Origin of the sequence: Corallococcus sp. AB030 (assembly GCF_003668965.1) — a bacterium.
Classification (GTDB): domain Bacteria; phylum Myxococcota; class Myxococcia; order Myxococcales; family Myxococcaceae; genus Corallococcus; species Corallococcus exiguus.
Genome location: NZ_RAWQ01000139.1, coordinates 15,284 through 28,626, shown reverse-complemented (window position 1 = coordinate 28,626; position 13,343 = coordinate 15,284). Strand labels below are relative to the sequence as shown.

Here is a 13,343-nt window from a genome sequence, read left to right as displayed (position 1 = left end):
GGTTCATGAAGGGCTCCTCTATCACGCGACGCTCGCCTACCGCGAAGGGGAGGGGAAAGCTTCCCGGAACAGGCGCCGGGCATTCTCGGTCGTCCGCTGGGCGAGCGCCTCCACCGGCTCTCCCAGCACGTGCGCCATGCCCGCGAGGATGTGGGGCAGGTAGCCGGGTTCGGACCGCTGCCCCCGGAAGGGCGTGGGCGCCTGGTCCGGCGAGTCCGTCTCCGACACCAGCCGATCCGCCGGAATCACGCGCAGGGCGTCCAGCGGCTTGCGCGCCTCCGCCCAGGTCACCGGGCCCGCGAAGGAGAAGTGGCAGCCCTTCTGGATGTAGAAGCGCGCCAGCTCCGCGCCGCCGCTGTAGCTGTGCATCAGGATGCCGGCCTCCGGCCAGGCTTCCGCCTTCAGGAACTCCATCATCGCCGGGTGCAGCCGGTGGCAGTGCATCAGCACCGGCAGCCCGTGCTTGCGCGCCAGGGCCATGTGTCCGCGCAGCACCGCCAACTGCCGCTCCAGCGGGGCGCCGGGGAGGGATGGGCCATCCAGGCCGCACTCGCCCACCGCCACCGCGCCGCCTTGCGACAGCAGCGCGTCCAACCGCTCCAGGTGCGCGCCGTCATCCTCCGCTGGCAGGTCCGGCAGGAACTGGGGATGGATGCCCAGCCCCACCTGGATGCGCGCGTCCTTGCGCGGCAGCGCGAGCAATGGCTCCCACGTGTCCGGGCCCACCGCCGGAATGAGGATGCCGTGCAGGCCCGCGGCCCAGGCGCGCGCGACAACGCTGTCGCGGTCCGGGTCGAAGCGCGAGGCGTCCAGATGGCAGTGCGTGTCGATCATTGAGCACCCTTCTTCTCAATCCAGTTCAATCACCGACAGCCTCGGATGCCATGCCCTTCAAGGCCTGCCGGCACCCGTGAACGCGAAGCTAAGACGCGCCCCCTGACTTTGGAGCATCGCGACCTGGGAGGCGTGGAAATGATCAAGCGAGTGGTGTTGGGGGCGTTGTTCGGGGCGCTGACGGTGCTGGGGACGGGCTGCGGCGACGAGTGCGTCGATCAGTTCGACTGCCGTGACAAGGGCGCCGCGCCGGCGGGCCAGGAGTGGATCTGCAACGCGGACGACAAGTGCGAGCTGCAGAACCTCGTGCTCCCGCCGGAAGAGGACGCGGGCACGGAGGTTGATGCCGGCACGGAGGTCGACGCGGGCACGGAGGTTGATGCCGGCACGGAGGTCGACGCGGGCACCGAGGACGCCGGGACGGAAGTCGATGCCGGCACCGACGCGGGGATGAACGTGGCCAAGGGCGGCGCGTGCACCGCGTCCGCGGAGTGCATGGCGGGCCTGCGCTGCGAGGCCGCCACCTGCCAGTCGCTCCTCATCGCCGTGACGGGCAACGACGGCGGCACGCGCGCGCTGGTGACGGAATACGACGTGCCGGGGATGACGTCGCTCAGCGCCGACGGTGTCGCCAGCGCCTACCCTCGCTTCGGCCCGGACGGCGCCCAGGTGGCCTTCGTGCAGGGCGACGTCACCGCCGCCGCGGGTGAGCTCGCGGTGCGCCCGGTGCCGCTCACGGCCGCCGCGCCCACCGTGCTGACCACGGGCACGGCCTCCAGCAGCACGCGCATCCGCTACATGGAGTGGGAGCCGGGCAACCTCATCACCTGGGTGCGCGGCAGCACGGGCATCTCCACCATCGCGGCGACGGGCGGCTCTCCCACGCAGGCCACCGTCAACGGCACCTTCCCGGACCTGGCGCCCAACGGCACGGACTACGCCTACAGCGCCGCGGGCAACGGCATCTACGTCTCCACGGGCGGCGGCGTGCCGGCTCCGCTGGCGGGTTCGCCCACCTCGGGCGAGCAACCGCACTACAACCGCACCACCTCGCAGCTGCTCTTCCTGGCCAACCCGGACAACCTCACGGTGACCTTCGGCACGGACACCACCCCGGTGCTGCGGCTGTACTCGCTGCCGGTGACGGGTGGCGGTACCCCGGCGCTGCTCGCGGACAGGACCTCCGATAGCGCGACGGGCGGCACCGTGGACTCGTACATCGCGAACCCGAACTGGGCGCCGGATGGCAGCTGGGTGGCGTACGTGCGCGCCTACTACCAGAACATCAATGGCGCGGCCACGCTGTGCGGCAACACTGGCGCGACGCTGTGCGGGACCACGCCGGGCAACGTCATCTTCCTGCAGCGCGTGAACACCACCACGGGCGCGGCGGACGGCGCCCCGGTGAAGCTCGCCGACAACGCCACGCTGCCGTCGTTCTCCCCGGACGGCCAGCTCGTGGCCTACGTCTTCGGCGGAGCGCTCTACGTGCAGCCCATCGACCCGGCCACCGGCCAGCCCACCGGCACCCTCATCCAGCACCCGAAGGACACGTACACGGTGCTGACCAACGAGGGTGACGACTACCGCCCGCGCTGGCAGCCCCGCTAGTCCCAGGCACCCAAAGCCCCGCGCTCCGGGGTTTCCCGGCCCGTGTTCCCGGTTTTACGAGGGAGTACGGGCCGTCGTGTTTCAGGTGCGAAGCGCGCAGCACACCCGGCGCGAAGTGACGAACGCGGGCAGTCCAGGGTCCGGATGAACCCCAAGTGGATCCATTACCCAGTCCAACGGATCCAGGTTCCAGGACGAAAAGGAGGGGAGAAGGACTCCACCCGCGCTCACGCGAAACGCGGCACCTGGTGGAGAAAGGCTGACAGCCGTGTCGCGACAGCTCCGCGCCCGCGCGCTCCGTTTCAGCGGAGCACGGCCTGGGGCTTCGCGGGGCCGGGACGCGGGCGCTTCAGCCTTCGACGACGATGCGGCGGCCCAGCGCGCGGGTCATCTGCGGGGAGGTGACAAGCTCCAGCACGCCACTCATCTCTCCGCCCGCGGTGTCGAACGCCGCCGCGATGACCTCGCCGAGGGTGAGCTGGGCCTTCTGGGCAGCCACCCGAGCGCGCTTTGCCGTGCGACGCAGCGCGGGCATCACCCGCCGACCCTGCCGCCGCACCGTGCCACCCTTCGTCTTGCCTGCGGTCCGCTTCGCCATGGTTCCTCCCGCTACTGCCGATACGCGGGTGAGTACCTCGTCGGTCTGACACCATGCAGGCGAGGTGCCAGGGCTCAGCCTCCCCGTCAGGTCCCTGAATCCAGGGGTTTTCCTCGCGGGTAGCGAGTTTCCGAGGGGCGGAAGGGCCTTCCTTTTTTCAGCCCTTCAGGGTCGTTCCTCGTTCTGTCGAGTTTTTCGTTCATCCAGCGCGGTGATTTCCACGCATCGTTCAATGGAGCGCACCCGCCCGAGGCCGTGCGACGACAGGGCTGGGTCGGGTGTCACCCCCTGGCCACAGCCCCTGCGGGCAGGCGACCGCGGTGCGGTTGGGACGCGGCGGGGATTCGCGGTAGAGGGCGGGCGCCCATGCGAGTCCAGGTCCTCTTCCACGACAACTGTTTCGACGGCGCGGCCAGCGCCGCGGTCTTTACCCGCTTCTACCGGGAGCGCGTGCGCGCCGACGCGACGTTCAGCTACCGGGGCCTCGCCCACAAGCCGGGGGCGGAGGGCATCGACCCGGCCGTCTTCACGGGCGACGAGAACGTCATCGTCGACTTCCGCTACAGCCAGGACGCGCGGCTCACCTGGTGGTTCGACCACCACGCCTCCGCCTTCCAGCAGCCCGGCGACGAGCCCCACTTCCAGCGCGACACCAGCGGCAAGAAGTTCCACGACCCGCATCGCAAGAGCTGCACGCTGTACCTGGCGGACGTGGCGCGCGAGCGCTTCGGCTGGGACGCGTCCCCGCTGAAGGACCTGCTGCACTGGGCGGAGATCATCGACGGAGCGCAGTTCCCCAGCCCCCAGATGGCGGTGGCGCTGGAGGAGCCCGCGCTGCGCATCATGACGGTGCTGGAGGCGACGAAGGACGACACGCTCATCCCGGAGGTCATCCGGCGCATGCAGACGGACTCGCTGGCGGACATCGCCCGCTCACCGCTCATCGCCGCCCCGCTGGAGCCGCTGCTCTTTAAGCACCAGCGCAACATCGACCTCGTGCGTGAGAAAGCCCGCTACGAGAACGGCGTCGTCTCCTTCGACCTGGTGGACGAGGGCGTGGACAGCCTCAACAAGTTCATCGCGTACGCGCTCTATCCGGACGCGCGCTACACGCTGTGGGTGGGGAAGGGCGCGTCGCGCGCCAAGGTCTCGCTGGGTTCCAACCCGTGGCGGCCGGAGACGCGCAAGCACGACCTGGCGGCCATCGCCGGCCGCTACGGCGGGGGCGGCCACCCGGTGGTGGCCGCGGCGAGCTTCAAGGCGGACCAGGCCGACAAGGCCCGCGCCGCGTACCAGGAGATTCTCGCGGAGCTGTCCGGCGCGCGCTGAGCGCCGGGGCTTAGGGGCGGGCGAAGAGGTCGAAGCCCGCCTGCCGGAGCAGCCGTACCACCGATAGCATGGGCAGTCCCTGCACGTTGGTGCGGTCGCCCTCCAGCTTCTGGAGCAGCGCCTGCCCCCGGCCCTCCACGCGGTAGCTGCCCGCGCAGCCCTCCCACTCGCCGGTGGCCAGGTAGCGCTCCAGCTCCTCCGGAGGGACGGGGAAGAACGTCAGGCGCGCGTCCTCCAGCGTCTCCGAGTGATGGCCGCCCGGCCCCAGCAGGCACACGGCGGTGTGGATGACATGGGTGTTCCCCAGCAGGCGCGTGAGCTGCGCGCGCGCCGCGTCCCGGTCCTGGGGCTTGCCCAGCACGTCGCGGCCCACCTCCACCAGCTGATCCGCCGCCAGCACCCAGGACTCCGGGTGGCGCTCCTGCACCGCGCGGGCCTTGCGCACGGCGAGCATCCGCACGGCCTCGTCGGCGGGCATGTCCTCGGGGACTTGCTCGTCCACGTTGGGGGCTTCGGTGCGGTAGGGCACGCCCAGCCCGTCCATCAGGACTCGTCGCGCGCTGGAGGTGGATGCCAGGATGAGGTCTCTCATGGGAGGCCGGAGGGTAATGCAGCCGGGGAGGGGATGGGACCCCTCAGGCGGGCAGGCACGTCCCCGCTTCCTGTGCATGGGGCGGATGCCATAGCCTCCCCGCCCATGTCGCGGCGCGGTCTGCTCGCTGTCTGTCTCCTCCTGCTCGCCTCCTGCAAACGGCCCCCTCCGGCGAACGCCGACGCGGGCACGGATGCGGGCACGGCCACCACCGCAGTGGCGGCTGACGCGGGCGCGCTCGCGGAAGGCCCCGTGGACGCGGGCCCCCTCGCCTCCGTGAGGCGCCCGGACGACGCGGTGGCGGAGGTGCACCCGCTGGCGGTGTGCGACGCGCGGGGTGGTGCGCCCCTGGACGCGGCCCGCGACTACTACGACTCCGGCCACTACGAGGAAGCACTCTCCTGCGCCGCGCAGGCCGCCGCGCAGGAGCCGGACCTCGCCGCCGCCCACGCGGAACGGGGCTCCGCGCTGGCCGCGCTCAACCGCGAGCCGGAGGCGCAGCTCGCCTACGCCCGAGCGCTGGCCATCGACCCCGGGGACGCGGACGCGCTCCTGGGCGCCGCGCACCTGTACGCGGTGCAACTGCCCTCCACGCGCGAGCGGGACGAACTGGGCGCCCTCTACGCCGAGCGAGGCCTGTCCCAGCCCTCCACGCCCCCGGAGCTGGTGCCGTCGCTGGCGCTGGTGGCCGCCATGGCCTTCAACGACCTGGGACAGGCGGAACAGGCGCTGGACCGCGCCGCCATCGTGCTCGCCCGCGAGCCGGGCAACGCCGAGGCGAAGTACGAGAAGGCCCTGGCCCTCTTCGAGCTGTGCCGCTTCCGCGAGGCGAAGGCGGCCTTCGCGTCGCTCCTGAAGGACAAGGACCGCGCGGCGCACGCGCACCAGCACCTGGGCCTGCTCCTGGAGCGCGAGGGCCAGTGGGCCAAGGCGGACGACCACTTCCAGAAGGCCCGCGCGCTGGAGCCCGAGGACTTCCCCCCGCCGCCCCTGCCGTCGGCGGACGAGTTCAAGGCCCAGGTGAAGCGCGCGCTGGCGGACCTGCCCGCGGACATGCGCCAGGACCTGGAGGGCGTGCCGGTGGCCACGGAGGAGATTCCCTCCGAGGACGACCTGCTCGCCAACCAGCCGCCCCTGTCGCCCACCATCCTGGGCCTGTTCCGGGGGCCCTCCCTCCAGGAGCCGTGCGACGGCTCGGAGACGCCCTGCCGCTCGGTGGCCCTCTACCGGCGCAACCTGGCCCGCGCGGTGCGCACCCCCGAAGAGCTGCGCGAACAGATTCGCGTGACACTGCTGCATGAAATCGGGCATCTGCGCGGGGAAGACGACGAGGAACTGGCCGCACGCGGCCTGGAGTGAGCCCCGACATGCCTTCCCTTCCCACTGCCCGGGTCAGCCTCAAGGGCGCCAAGACACTGCGTCGCGGTACCCCCTGGGTGTACCGCACGGAGCTCACCGATGCCCCCGCCACCGACACCCCGGGCGCGGTGGTGGCCGTGGTGGACCCGCAGGGTAATCCCATCGGCCAGGCGCTCTACGCCCGCCGCTCCCCGCTTGCCCTGCGGCTGCTCACGCGCAAGGGGCCGAATGAAGAGAAGGTGGATGACGCCTTCTTCATCCGCCGCCTGGAGGCCGCGCTCGCCCGTCGCGCCGTTCTGCCGGGGCGGGACGGCCTGCGCCTGGTGCACGGAGAGGCGGACCTGCTCCCCGGCTTCTTCGTGGACCGCTACGGCCAGGGCCTCACGGTGCAGACGCTGTCGGAGGGCATGGACGCGCGCAAGGAGATGCTCGCGCGCGCGCTCGTAGAGAGGACGGGCGCGAGCCACGTCGTGTGCCGCGACGACGCCTCCGGCCGCGACTTCGAGAGCCTGCCCCGCGAGGTGCGCCTGCTGCACGGCGAGGGCGCCGCGCGCTTCACCTACCACGAGGGCGACAACCGCTTCGAAGTGGACCTGCTGGGCGACATGAAGACGGGCGCGTTCCTGGACCAGGTGGACAACCACCTGCGCGCGGGCGAGCTGGGCCGTGGCGAAGCGCTGGACTGCTTCAGCTACCACGGCGGCTTCGCGCTCGCGCTCGCGAAGCACTGCACGTCGGTGCTCGCGGTGGAGCAGGACGCGAAGGCCTCCGCGCGCATCCAGACGAACGCGGAGGCCAACGGCCGCGCCAACGTGAAGGTGGAGAACGGCAACGCGTTCGACGTGCTGCGCCGCTTCGACCAGGAGGGCCGCCGCTTCGACACCATCGTCCTGGACCCTCCCGGACTGGCCAAGCGCCGCGAGGGCCTGGCCACCGCGCTGCGCGCCTACCACGAGCTCAACCTGCGCGCGCTGCGCTGCCTCAAGCCGGACGGCCTGCTGGTGACGTGCTCGTGCTCGGGGAAGCTGGACCGGCAGGGCTTCGAGTCCATGGTCCTGGACGCCGCCGCGGACGCGAAGCGCCCGGTGCAGATCCTGGAGCGGCGGGGCGCCGGCCTGGACCACCCGGTGCTCGCGGGCCTCACGGAGACGGAGTACCTCAAGGCCCTCTACGTGCGCGCCCTGTAAGGCAGGGCGCGGCGGGGCAGGGGGCTGGAACCGCTACGGGATGCCCAGCTCCTTGCGCAGCCGGCCCACGACCTTGAAGTACTCGGTGCGGGAAAAGCCCACGTTGAGGATGTGGAAGTCCTTCTTGGACAGCCCCACGCAGCCGAAGCAGTAGTTGCAGTCCTGCAGGTTCTTGCTCAGCACCACGTACGCGCTGCTGGAGCAGTTCTCGCTCTGCACGCAGTAGGCGCACGCGTGGCAGTTCTTGCACTCCACGCAGTGCGAGCAGTTGGTGCACAGCTCGCACCGCGTGCAGTGCGTGCACTGGTGGCAGCTGTCGCAGTCCTTGCAGAACATGCAGTTGGCGCAGCGCTGGCAGCCCTCGCACGCGTAGGAGCCGGGGTTGCCCGGGTCCACCGCGTAGCTCTTGGACAGCTTCTGGAACTGGTCCATGAACTCGCGCTTGCCCAGGGACGACACGCCCAGGCGCGCCGCCTTCTCCTGCTCCAGCAGCTCCTGGGCCGTCTGGGTCCGCGACCCCTTGTCCTTCACCGCCACAAACGCTCCTTGGACTCTTGAATCACTGCAGCTGGGCCAGTCCGGCCAGGTCGATGCCTCGCGCCACCCGCCGCACCTCCACGGTGCTGGGGAAGCCGCGGCTGGTGACGGCCACCACGAACCGCTCGCCTACCAGGAGGTTCGCCTCCGCGACGGCCTCGTCCGCGTCATAGCGCACGAAGCCCACGGCCTCCTTCCACTGGATGGGCGCCGTCGGGTCGCTCGCCGCGCGGCCCTTCGCCTTCTGCGCCGCCTCGCGGATGGCCTCCCCCAGCTTCAACCCCATGGTGGTGTCCACGATGCGCACCTTCACCTCGCGGCCTTCGCCCCGGGTGTAGGTGCGCTCCGCCTCCGACACGGACACCTCGCCGTACTTCCCCGTGGAGCCCGCGGTGGAACCCACCGTGAAGCCCTCCAGGGACTCCGGCAGGAACGGCGCCAGGTCCTTGAAGTACACGCACGGTGCGGCGGTCGTCACCACGTCGCGCGGGGTGGGAGATGTCGTGCGTTCGTCGTCACGGCATCCGCCGCCCACGCCGAGCGCGAGCGATGCGATGGCCAGCCGTAGGAAATAGTCGCGCACGAACGAATCAAAGGGTATCCCTGGCCCGCGCGCAATGGACCTTTCGAAGCTCAATCCTCCTCAGCGCGAGGCCGTGGTGACGCTCCAGGGCCCCCTGCTCGTGCTGGCGGGCGCGGGCAGTGGAAAGACGCGGGTCATCACCCACCGCATCGTCCACCTGCTCAACGAGCGGCCGAACCACATCATGGCCCGCAACATCCTCGCGGTGACCTTCACCAACAAGGCCGCCACGGAGATGAAGGAACGGCTCATCCACATGGCCGGGCCGCGCGCCCAGGGCGTGCTGGTGTGCACCTTCCACGCGTTCGGCGCGGAGGTGCTGCGCGAGGACATCCACCGGCTGGGCTGGCCGAAGAAGTTCGCCATCGCGGACATGGGCGACCAGCTCTCCATCATCCGCCGCGCCATGCGCGAGAAGCGCATCGACGACCGCGCCTTCGACGCGCGCAAGGTCCTCACCCTCATCTCCAAGGCGAAGAACTCCGGCGAGGCGCCCCAGCCCAAGCCGGAGGGGATGGGGGACGACTACGACCTCATCACCTCCATGGTCTTCGCGGACTACCAGCTCGCGCTCAAGGCGCAGGGCTCGGTGGACTTCGACGACCTGCTGGTGCTGCCCGCGCGCCTCTTGCGCGAGCACCCGGACCTGCACCGCAAGTACACGGCCCGCTTCCAGTACCTCCTGGTGGACGAGTTCCAGGACACGAACCACGCCCAGCTGGATCTGCTCAAGCTGCTCGCGGGCGAGGCGAGGAACGTGTGCGCGGTGGGGGATGACGACCAGTGCATCTACTCCTGGCGCGGCGCGGAGGTGCGCAACATCCTGGACTTCGAGCGGCACTTCCCGGGCGGCAAGGAGGTGCGGCTGGAGCAGAACTACCGCTCCTCCCAGCGCGTGCTGGACGCGGCCAACGCCGTCATCGCCAAGAACCCGGAGCGCAAGGACAAGCGCATGTGGACCGACCGCAAGGGCGGTCCGCTGGTGAAGGTGGTGGCGTGCCCCAATGATGAAGAGGAGGCCCGCTTCATCGCGCACGAAATCCAGAAGCACATCTCGCTGGGCGTCCCCGCGGACGACATCGCGGTGCTCTACCGCACCAACGGCCAGGCCCACCCGGTGGAGGAGATGCTGCGCGAGAAGAACATCGCCTACGAAGTGGTGGGCGGCAGCGAGTTCTTCGACCGCAGCGAGGTGAAGGACGTCATCGCGTACTTCAAGGTCCTGGCGAACAAGCTGGACGAAATCTCCCTCATGCGCATCGTCAACGTGCCCTCGCGAGGCATTGGCGACGTCACCATGGAGCGGCTGCACGCGCACTCGCGCGCGGAGGGCGTGACGCTCTGGACGGCGATGCGCCGCGCGGACACCTATGACGACCTGCCCTCGGGCGCGGGCGGCAAGGTGCTGGAGTTCGTGGAGATGGTGGAGCGCTACCGCGACGCCTTCACCCAGACGCCCCGCCTGTCGGAGGCCACGCACAAGCTGCTGGAGGAGATTGGCTTCCGCGAGGCCACCCGCGCCAAGGCCGTCTCTGGCACCGCCGCGGACAAGAAGCTCAAGGGCGTGGACGGGGTGCTCGCGTCCCTGGAGAAATTCGAGAAGCGCGAGGGCCCCAAGGCCAGCCTCCTCACGTACCTGAACCGCCTCAGCCTGGACACGCGCCAGGAAGAGGAGGACGTCCCGGGGCAGAACAAGCGCGTGACGCTGATGTCCCTGCATGCCTCCAAGGGCCTGGAGTACCGGCTCGTCTTCTTCATCGGCATGGAGGAGGACCTGATGCCCCACGGCGGCATGCAGGGCGAGGCGCAGAACCTCGAGGAGGAGCGCCGCCTCTGCTACGTGGGCATCACCCGCGCCAAGGAGCTGCTCTACCTCACCCGCTCCACCGTGCGCGTGAAGCGCGGCAAGGAGGTCCCCCGAACGCCCTCGCGCTTCCTGGAGGACCTGCCCCCGGACGCCTTCGAGATCGTGGACATGGACGCGCCGCGTCAGGGACCTCCGGACGAGAAGGAGAAGAACTTCTTCGCCAACCTGAAGGAGCGCTTCAAGAAGCCCGCCGCCGGGGGGCCGGGCCCGGGCACCCCTGGCCGGGCGCCCTGAAGGGTCCCCCGTACGCCCAACCTTGACTTGATCCCGCCGTCCTACTAGGAGGGTCAGCCTTTCCGGGCTTCTGTCGGAGTTTTGGACGGAGGACCCGCGGTTGGTTACGCACGAGCACGCGGCCCCTGGCATGCACCTGGGCGCCGCGCCGAAGTCTGGAGTGCACGAAATGTCGCAGAAGACCTACAGCGCCAAGGCTGGGGACATCAAGCGCCAGTGGCACGTCATCGACGTGTCCGACAAGGTGCTTGGTCGCGCCGCCAGTCAGATCGCCACCCTCCTGAAGGGCAAGCACAAGCCGACGTACACCCCGTCCATCGACACGGGTGACCACGTCATCGTCATCAACGCCGACAAGGTGAAGGTGACGGGCACGAAGGAGACGGACAAGCAGTACTACCGTCACCCGTACGCCGGTTTCCCGGGTGCCCTGAAGATCACCAACCTCCAGAAGCTGCGCCAGCGTCACCCTGAGGACATCATCCTCAACGCCGTGCGCCGCATGCTGCCCCGCAATGCCCTGGGCCGTCAGATGATGACGAAGCTCAAGGTGTATGCTGGTGACACTCATCCGCACACCGCGCAGAAGCCGGTGGCGTTCAAGGTCGAGGCGTAAGACAACCATGGCGATCAATCCTGAACTCGGTTTCTACGCCACGGGCCGCCGCAAGGAGGCCACCGCTCGCGTCTGGCTGCGTCCTGGCAGCGGCGCTGTCGTCATCAACGGCCGCGACATCAACGAGTACTTCGGCCGTGAGACGTCGAAGATGGTGCTCAACCAGCCGCTGGAGATCCTGGAGCAGAAGGGCAAGCTCGACGTCACGGTCAACGTGCGCGGCGGCGGCCTCTCTGGCCAGGCCGGTGCCATCCGTCACGGCATCGCGCGCGCGCTGTGCGCCTTCAACCCGGAGTTCCGTCCGGCGCTGAAGAAGGCCGGCTTCCTCACCCGCGATGCTCGCGCGGTCGAGCGCAAGAAGTACGGCCAGCCCGGCGCCCGTCGTCGGTTCCAGTTCTCCAAGCGCTAATCACGCTTGTCGGCCAGCTGTCCGGCCGTTCGTCGGCGGGGGTTTCCTTCGGGAAGCCTCCGCCGTCGTGCTTTGCGGGCAAGCGGGTGGGCGTCGCCCCGTCGCGACGCGCGCGGGCGTTCTGCTACCATCCCGGCACCCTCATGGAACTCAACGAAATCCTGCAGATCGCCCTGCGCGGCGGAGCCTCCGACATCCACCTGAAGGCGGGCCTGCCGCCCATGTTCCGCGTGGATGGTTCGCTGGTGCCGCTCAAGGACGGCCGCCGCCTGCCTCCGGAGGAGGTGGCGCGCATGGCGTTCGGCATCATGAACGAGTTCCAGAAGGAGAAGTTCAAGGTCAGCAACGAAGTGGACCTGGCCTACGGAGTGCCGGGCCTGGGCCGCTTCCGCGTGAACGTCTTCCAGCAGCGCGGCACGGTGGGCGCCGTGCTCCGCGTCATCCCCTTCAAGGTGATGACGATGAAGGACCTGCTGTTGCCCCCGGTGTTGGAGAAGGTGTGCGGCGAGGAGCGCGGCCTGGTGCTGGTGACGGGCACCACGGGCTCCGGCAAGTCCACGACGTTGGCGGCGATGATCGACTACATCAACTCCAACGAAACCAACCACATCATGACCATCGAGGACCCCATCGAGTTCCTCATCCGCGACAAGCGCTCCATCGTGAACCAGCGCGAAGTGGGTGTGGACACGATGAGCTTCTCGCAGGCCTTGAAGTCAGCGCTGCGCCAGGACCCGGACGTCATCCTGGTGGGCGAAATGCGCGACCACGAGACCATCGAAACGGCGCTCCACGCCGCGGAGACGGGCCACCTGGTGATGTCCACGCTGCACACGCTGGACGCCACGGAGACCATCAACCGCATCGTGTCCGCGTTCCCCCCGCACCAGCAGAAGCAGGTGCGCCTGCAGCTCTCCAGCGTGCTGCGCGGCGTGGTGAGCCAGCGCCTCGTTCCGCGCGCGGACGGCAAGGGCCGTGTGGCGGCGGTGGAGGTGCTGCGCGTCACCGCGCGCGTGCGCGAGATGATCGAGGACAAGGACCGCACGAAGGAGATCCACGACGCCATCTCGCAGGGCACGGACTCCTACGGGATGCAGACGTTCGATCAGTCGCTGATGAGCCTGGTGCGCAACGGCCTGGTCACCTACGAAGAGGCCCACCGTCAGGCCAGCAACCCGGACGACTTCGCGCTGCGCTTCTCTGGCATCAGCGGCACGTCCGACTCGAAGTGGGACAACTTCGACGCCAAGGCCGGCGAGGAGCGTCCCATCCCGGGCTCGGCGTCCTTCGCGCAGAAGGGCGCGCCCGCGCAGGCTGCCCCCGTGGCGCCCACGCCCGCGCCGGTTCCCCAGGCCCCGCGCCCCGGAGCGCCCATGGCCGCCCGGCCCATGACGCCTCCGCCCGGCGTCGCGGCGCCGCGTCCCGCTACTCCGCCGCCCGGCGTCGTCCAGGGCCGGCCGCTGCCTCCGCAGGTGGCGGCCCGTCCGCCCACGCCCGCCCCGGTGGCCGCGCCCGCTCCGGCGGCTGGCGGCGACGACGACTTCCAGATCGAACGCTTCTAGGAAACCCGGTGCGAAGGGGGAGGGC

At 69.9% G+C, this 13,343-nt stretch carries 13 protein-coding genes; 8 read left to right on the top strand and 5 right to left on the bottom strand.

All coding sequences use genetic code 11. The features are described 5' to 3' along the window. Nucleotides 1–36: 36 nt before the first annotated feature. Nucleotides 37–834 carry a TatD family hydrolase gene (locus D7Y15_RS28440; protein WP_121754528.1) on the bottom strand — a complete coding sequence of 266 codons (798 nt, stop codon included), beginning with the start codon at nt 832–834 and terminating at the stop codon, nt 37–39. Nucleotides 835–972: 138 nt separating this feature from the next. Here D7Y15_RS28440 and D7Y15_RS28435 point away from each other — a divergent pair, with 138 nt between their 5' ends. Continuing rightward, complete coding sequence (locus D7Y15_RS28435) at nt 973–2,445, top strand: PD40 domain-containing protein (protein WP_121754529.1); 1,473 nt, start codon at nt 973–975, stop codon at nt 2,443–2,445. Nucleotides 2,446–2,794: 349 nt separating this feature from the next. Here D7Y15_RS28435 and D7Y15_RS28430 read toward each other — a convergent pair whose 3' ends face one another. Continuing rightward, entirely contained in the window at nt 2,795–3,043 is a 249-nt protein-coding gene (locus D7Y15_RS28430) for a hypothetical protein (protein ID WP_120577024.1), read from the bottom strand. A gap of 366 nt (nt 3,044–3,409) precedes the next feature. On the opposite strand from D7Y15_RS28430, the gene D7Y15_RS28425 reads away from it, so the two are divergent. Beyond that, nucleotides 3,410–4,372, top strand: coding sequence for a DHHA1 domain-containing protein (locus D7Y15_RS28425; RefSeq protein ID WP_120577025.1), 963 nt, complete (start codon nt 3,410–3,412; stop codon nt 4,370–4,372). Nucleotides 4,373–4,382: 10 nt separating this feature from the next. Here the strand turns inward: D7Y15_RS28425 and D7Y15_RS28420 are convergent, their stop codons facing one another. Continuing rightward, nucleotides 4,383–4,964, bottom strand: a complete 582-nt coding sequence (locus D7Y15_RS28420; RefSeq protein WP_121754527.1) for a nucleoside triphosphate pyrophosphatase — start codon at nt 4,962–4,964, stop codon at nt 4,383–4,385. Nucleotides 4,965–5,069: 105 nt separating this feature from the next. Between D7Y15_RS28420 and D7Y15_RS28415 the strand changes: the two genes are divergently transcribed. Together D7Y15_RS28415 and D7Y15_RS28410 are read left to right on the top strand one after the other, a co-directional pair. Next, nucleotides 5,070–6,323: a metallopeptidase family protein gene (locus tag D7Y15_RS28415; RefSeq protein WP_120577027.1), complete on the top strand. Its 1,254-nt coding sequence runs from the start codon at nt 5,070–5,072 to the stop codon at nt 6,321–6,323. Nucleotides 6,324–6,331: 8 nt separating this feature from the next. Next, the gene (locus tag D7Y15_RS28410; protein WP_120577028.1) at nt 6,332–7,510 is read left to right on the top strand and encodes a class I SAM-dependent rRNA methyltransferase; all 1,179 of its coding nucleotides are present in this window, start codon (nt 6,332–6,334) and stop codon (nt 7,508–7,510) included. A 33-nt stretch (nt 7,511–7,543) separates the two neighbouring features. Here D7Y15_RS28410 and D7Y15_RS28405 read toward each other — a convergent pair whose 3' ends face one another. Then, nucleotides 7,544–8,041 carry a caib/baif family protein gene (locus tag D7Y15_RS28405; protein ID WP_120577036.1) on the bottom strand — a complete coding sequence of 166 codons (498 nt, stop codon included), beginning with the start codon at nt 8,039–8,041 and terminating at the stop codon, nt 7,544–7,546. A 28-nt stretch (nt 8,042–8,069) separates the two neighbouring features. Beyond that, nucleotides 8,070–8,630: a hypothetical protein gene (locus tag D7Y15_RS28400; protein WP_233597000.1), complete on the bottom strand. Its 561-nt coding sequence runs from the start codon at nt 8,628–8,630 to the stop codon at nt 8,070–8,072. Nucleotides 8,631–8,664: 34 nt separating this feature from the next. Here D7Y15_RS28400 and D7Y15_RS28395 point away from each other — a divergent pair, with 34 nt between their 5' ends. The 4 genes from D7Y15_RS28395 (at nt 8,665) to D7Y15_RS28380 (ending at nt 13,318) form a co-directional block, all read left to right on the top strand. Beyond that, on the top strand, nt 8,665–10,731 hold the full coding sequence (locus D7Y15_RS28395) for an ATP-dependent helicase (protein ID WP_121754526.1): 2,067 nt from the start codon (nt 8,665–8,667) through the stop codon (nt 10,729–10,731). A gap of 169 nt (nt 10,732–10,900) precedes the next feature. After that, entirely contained in the window at nt 10,901–11,347 is a 447-nt protein-coding gene (gene rplM / locus D7Y15_RS28390) for a 50S ribosomal protein L13 (protein ID WP_120577030.1), read from the top strand. A gap of 7 nt (nt 11,348–11,354) precedes the next feature. Then, the gene (gene rpsI / locus D7Y15_RS28385; RefSeq protein WP_121754525.1) at nt 11,355–11,756 is read left to right on the top strand and encodes a 30S ribosomal protein S9; all 402 of its coding nucleotides are present in this window, start codon (nt 11,355–11,357) and stop codon (nt 11,754–11,756) included. A 143-nt stretch (nt 11,757–11,899) separates the two neighbouring features. Next, nucleotides 11,900–13,318: a type IV pilus twitching motility protein PilT gene (locus tag D7Y15_RS28380; RefSeq protein ID WP_120577038.1), complete on the top strand. Its 1,419-nt coding sequence runs from the start codon at nt 11,900–11,902 to the stop codon at nt 13,316–13,318. Nucleotides 13,319–13,343: the final 25 nt, after the last annotated feature.

Bases quoted from the DNA above. Each gene is read 5' to 3' on its own strand.
- D7Y15_RS28395 (WP_121754526.1), top strand. From the start codon at position 8,665: ATGGACCTTTCGAAGCTCAATCCTCCTCAGCGCGAGGCCGTGGTGACG.
- D7Y15_RS28420 (WP_121754527.1), bottom strand. From the start codon at position 4,964: ATGAGAGACCTCATCCTGGCATCCACCTCCAGCGCGCGACGAGTCCTG.
- rplM (WP_120577030.1), top strand. From the start codon at position 10,901: ATGTCGCAGAAGACCTACAGCGCCAAGGCTGGGGACATCAAGCGCCAG.
- D7Y15_RS28430 (WP_120577024.1), bottom strand. From the start codon at position 3,043: ATGGCGAAGCGGACCGCAGGCAAGACGAAGGGTGGCACGGTGCGGCGG.
- D7Y15_RS28410 (WP_120577028.1), top strand. From the start codon at position 6,332: ATGCCTTCCCTTCCCACTGCCCGGGTCAGCCTCAAGGGCGCCAAGACA.
- D7Y15_RS28415 (WP_120577027.1), top strand. From the start codon at position 5,070: ATGTCGCGGCGCGGTCTGCTCGCTGTCTGTCTCCTCCTGCTCGCCTCC.
- D7Y15_RS28440 (WP_121754528.1), bottom strand. From the start codon at position 834: ATGATCGACACGCACTGCCATCTGGACGCCTCGCGCTTCGACCCGGAC.
- D7Y15_RS28425 (WP_120577025.1), top strand. From the start codon at position 3,410: ATGCGAGTCCAGGTCCTCTTCCACGACAACTGTTTCGACGGCGCGGCC.
- D7Y15_RS28380 (WP_120577038.1), top strand. From the start codon at position 11,900: ATGGAACTCAACGAAATCCTGCAGATCGCCCTGCGCGGCGGAGCCTCC.
- D7Y15_RS28435 (WP_121754529.1), top strand. From the start codon at position 973: ATGATCAAGCGAGTGGTGTTGGGGGCGTTGTTCGGGGCGCTGACGGTG.
- rpsI (WP_121754525.1), top strand. From the start codon at position 11,355: ATGGCGATCAATCCTGAACTCGGTTTCTACGCCACGGGCCGCCGCAAG.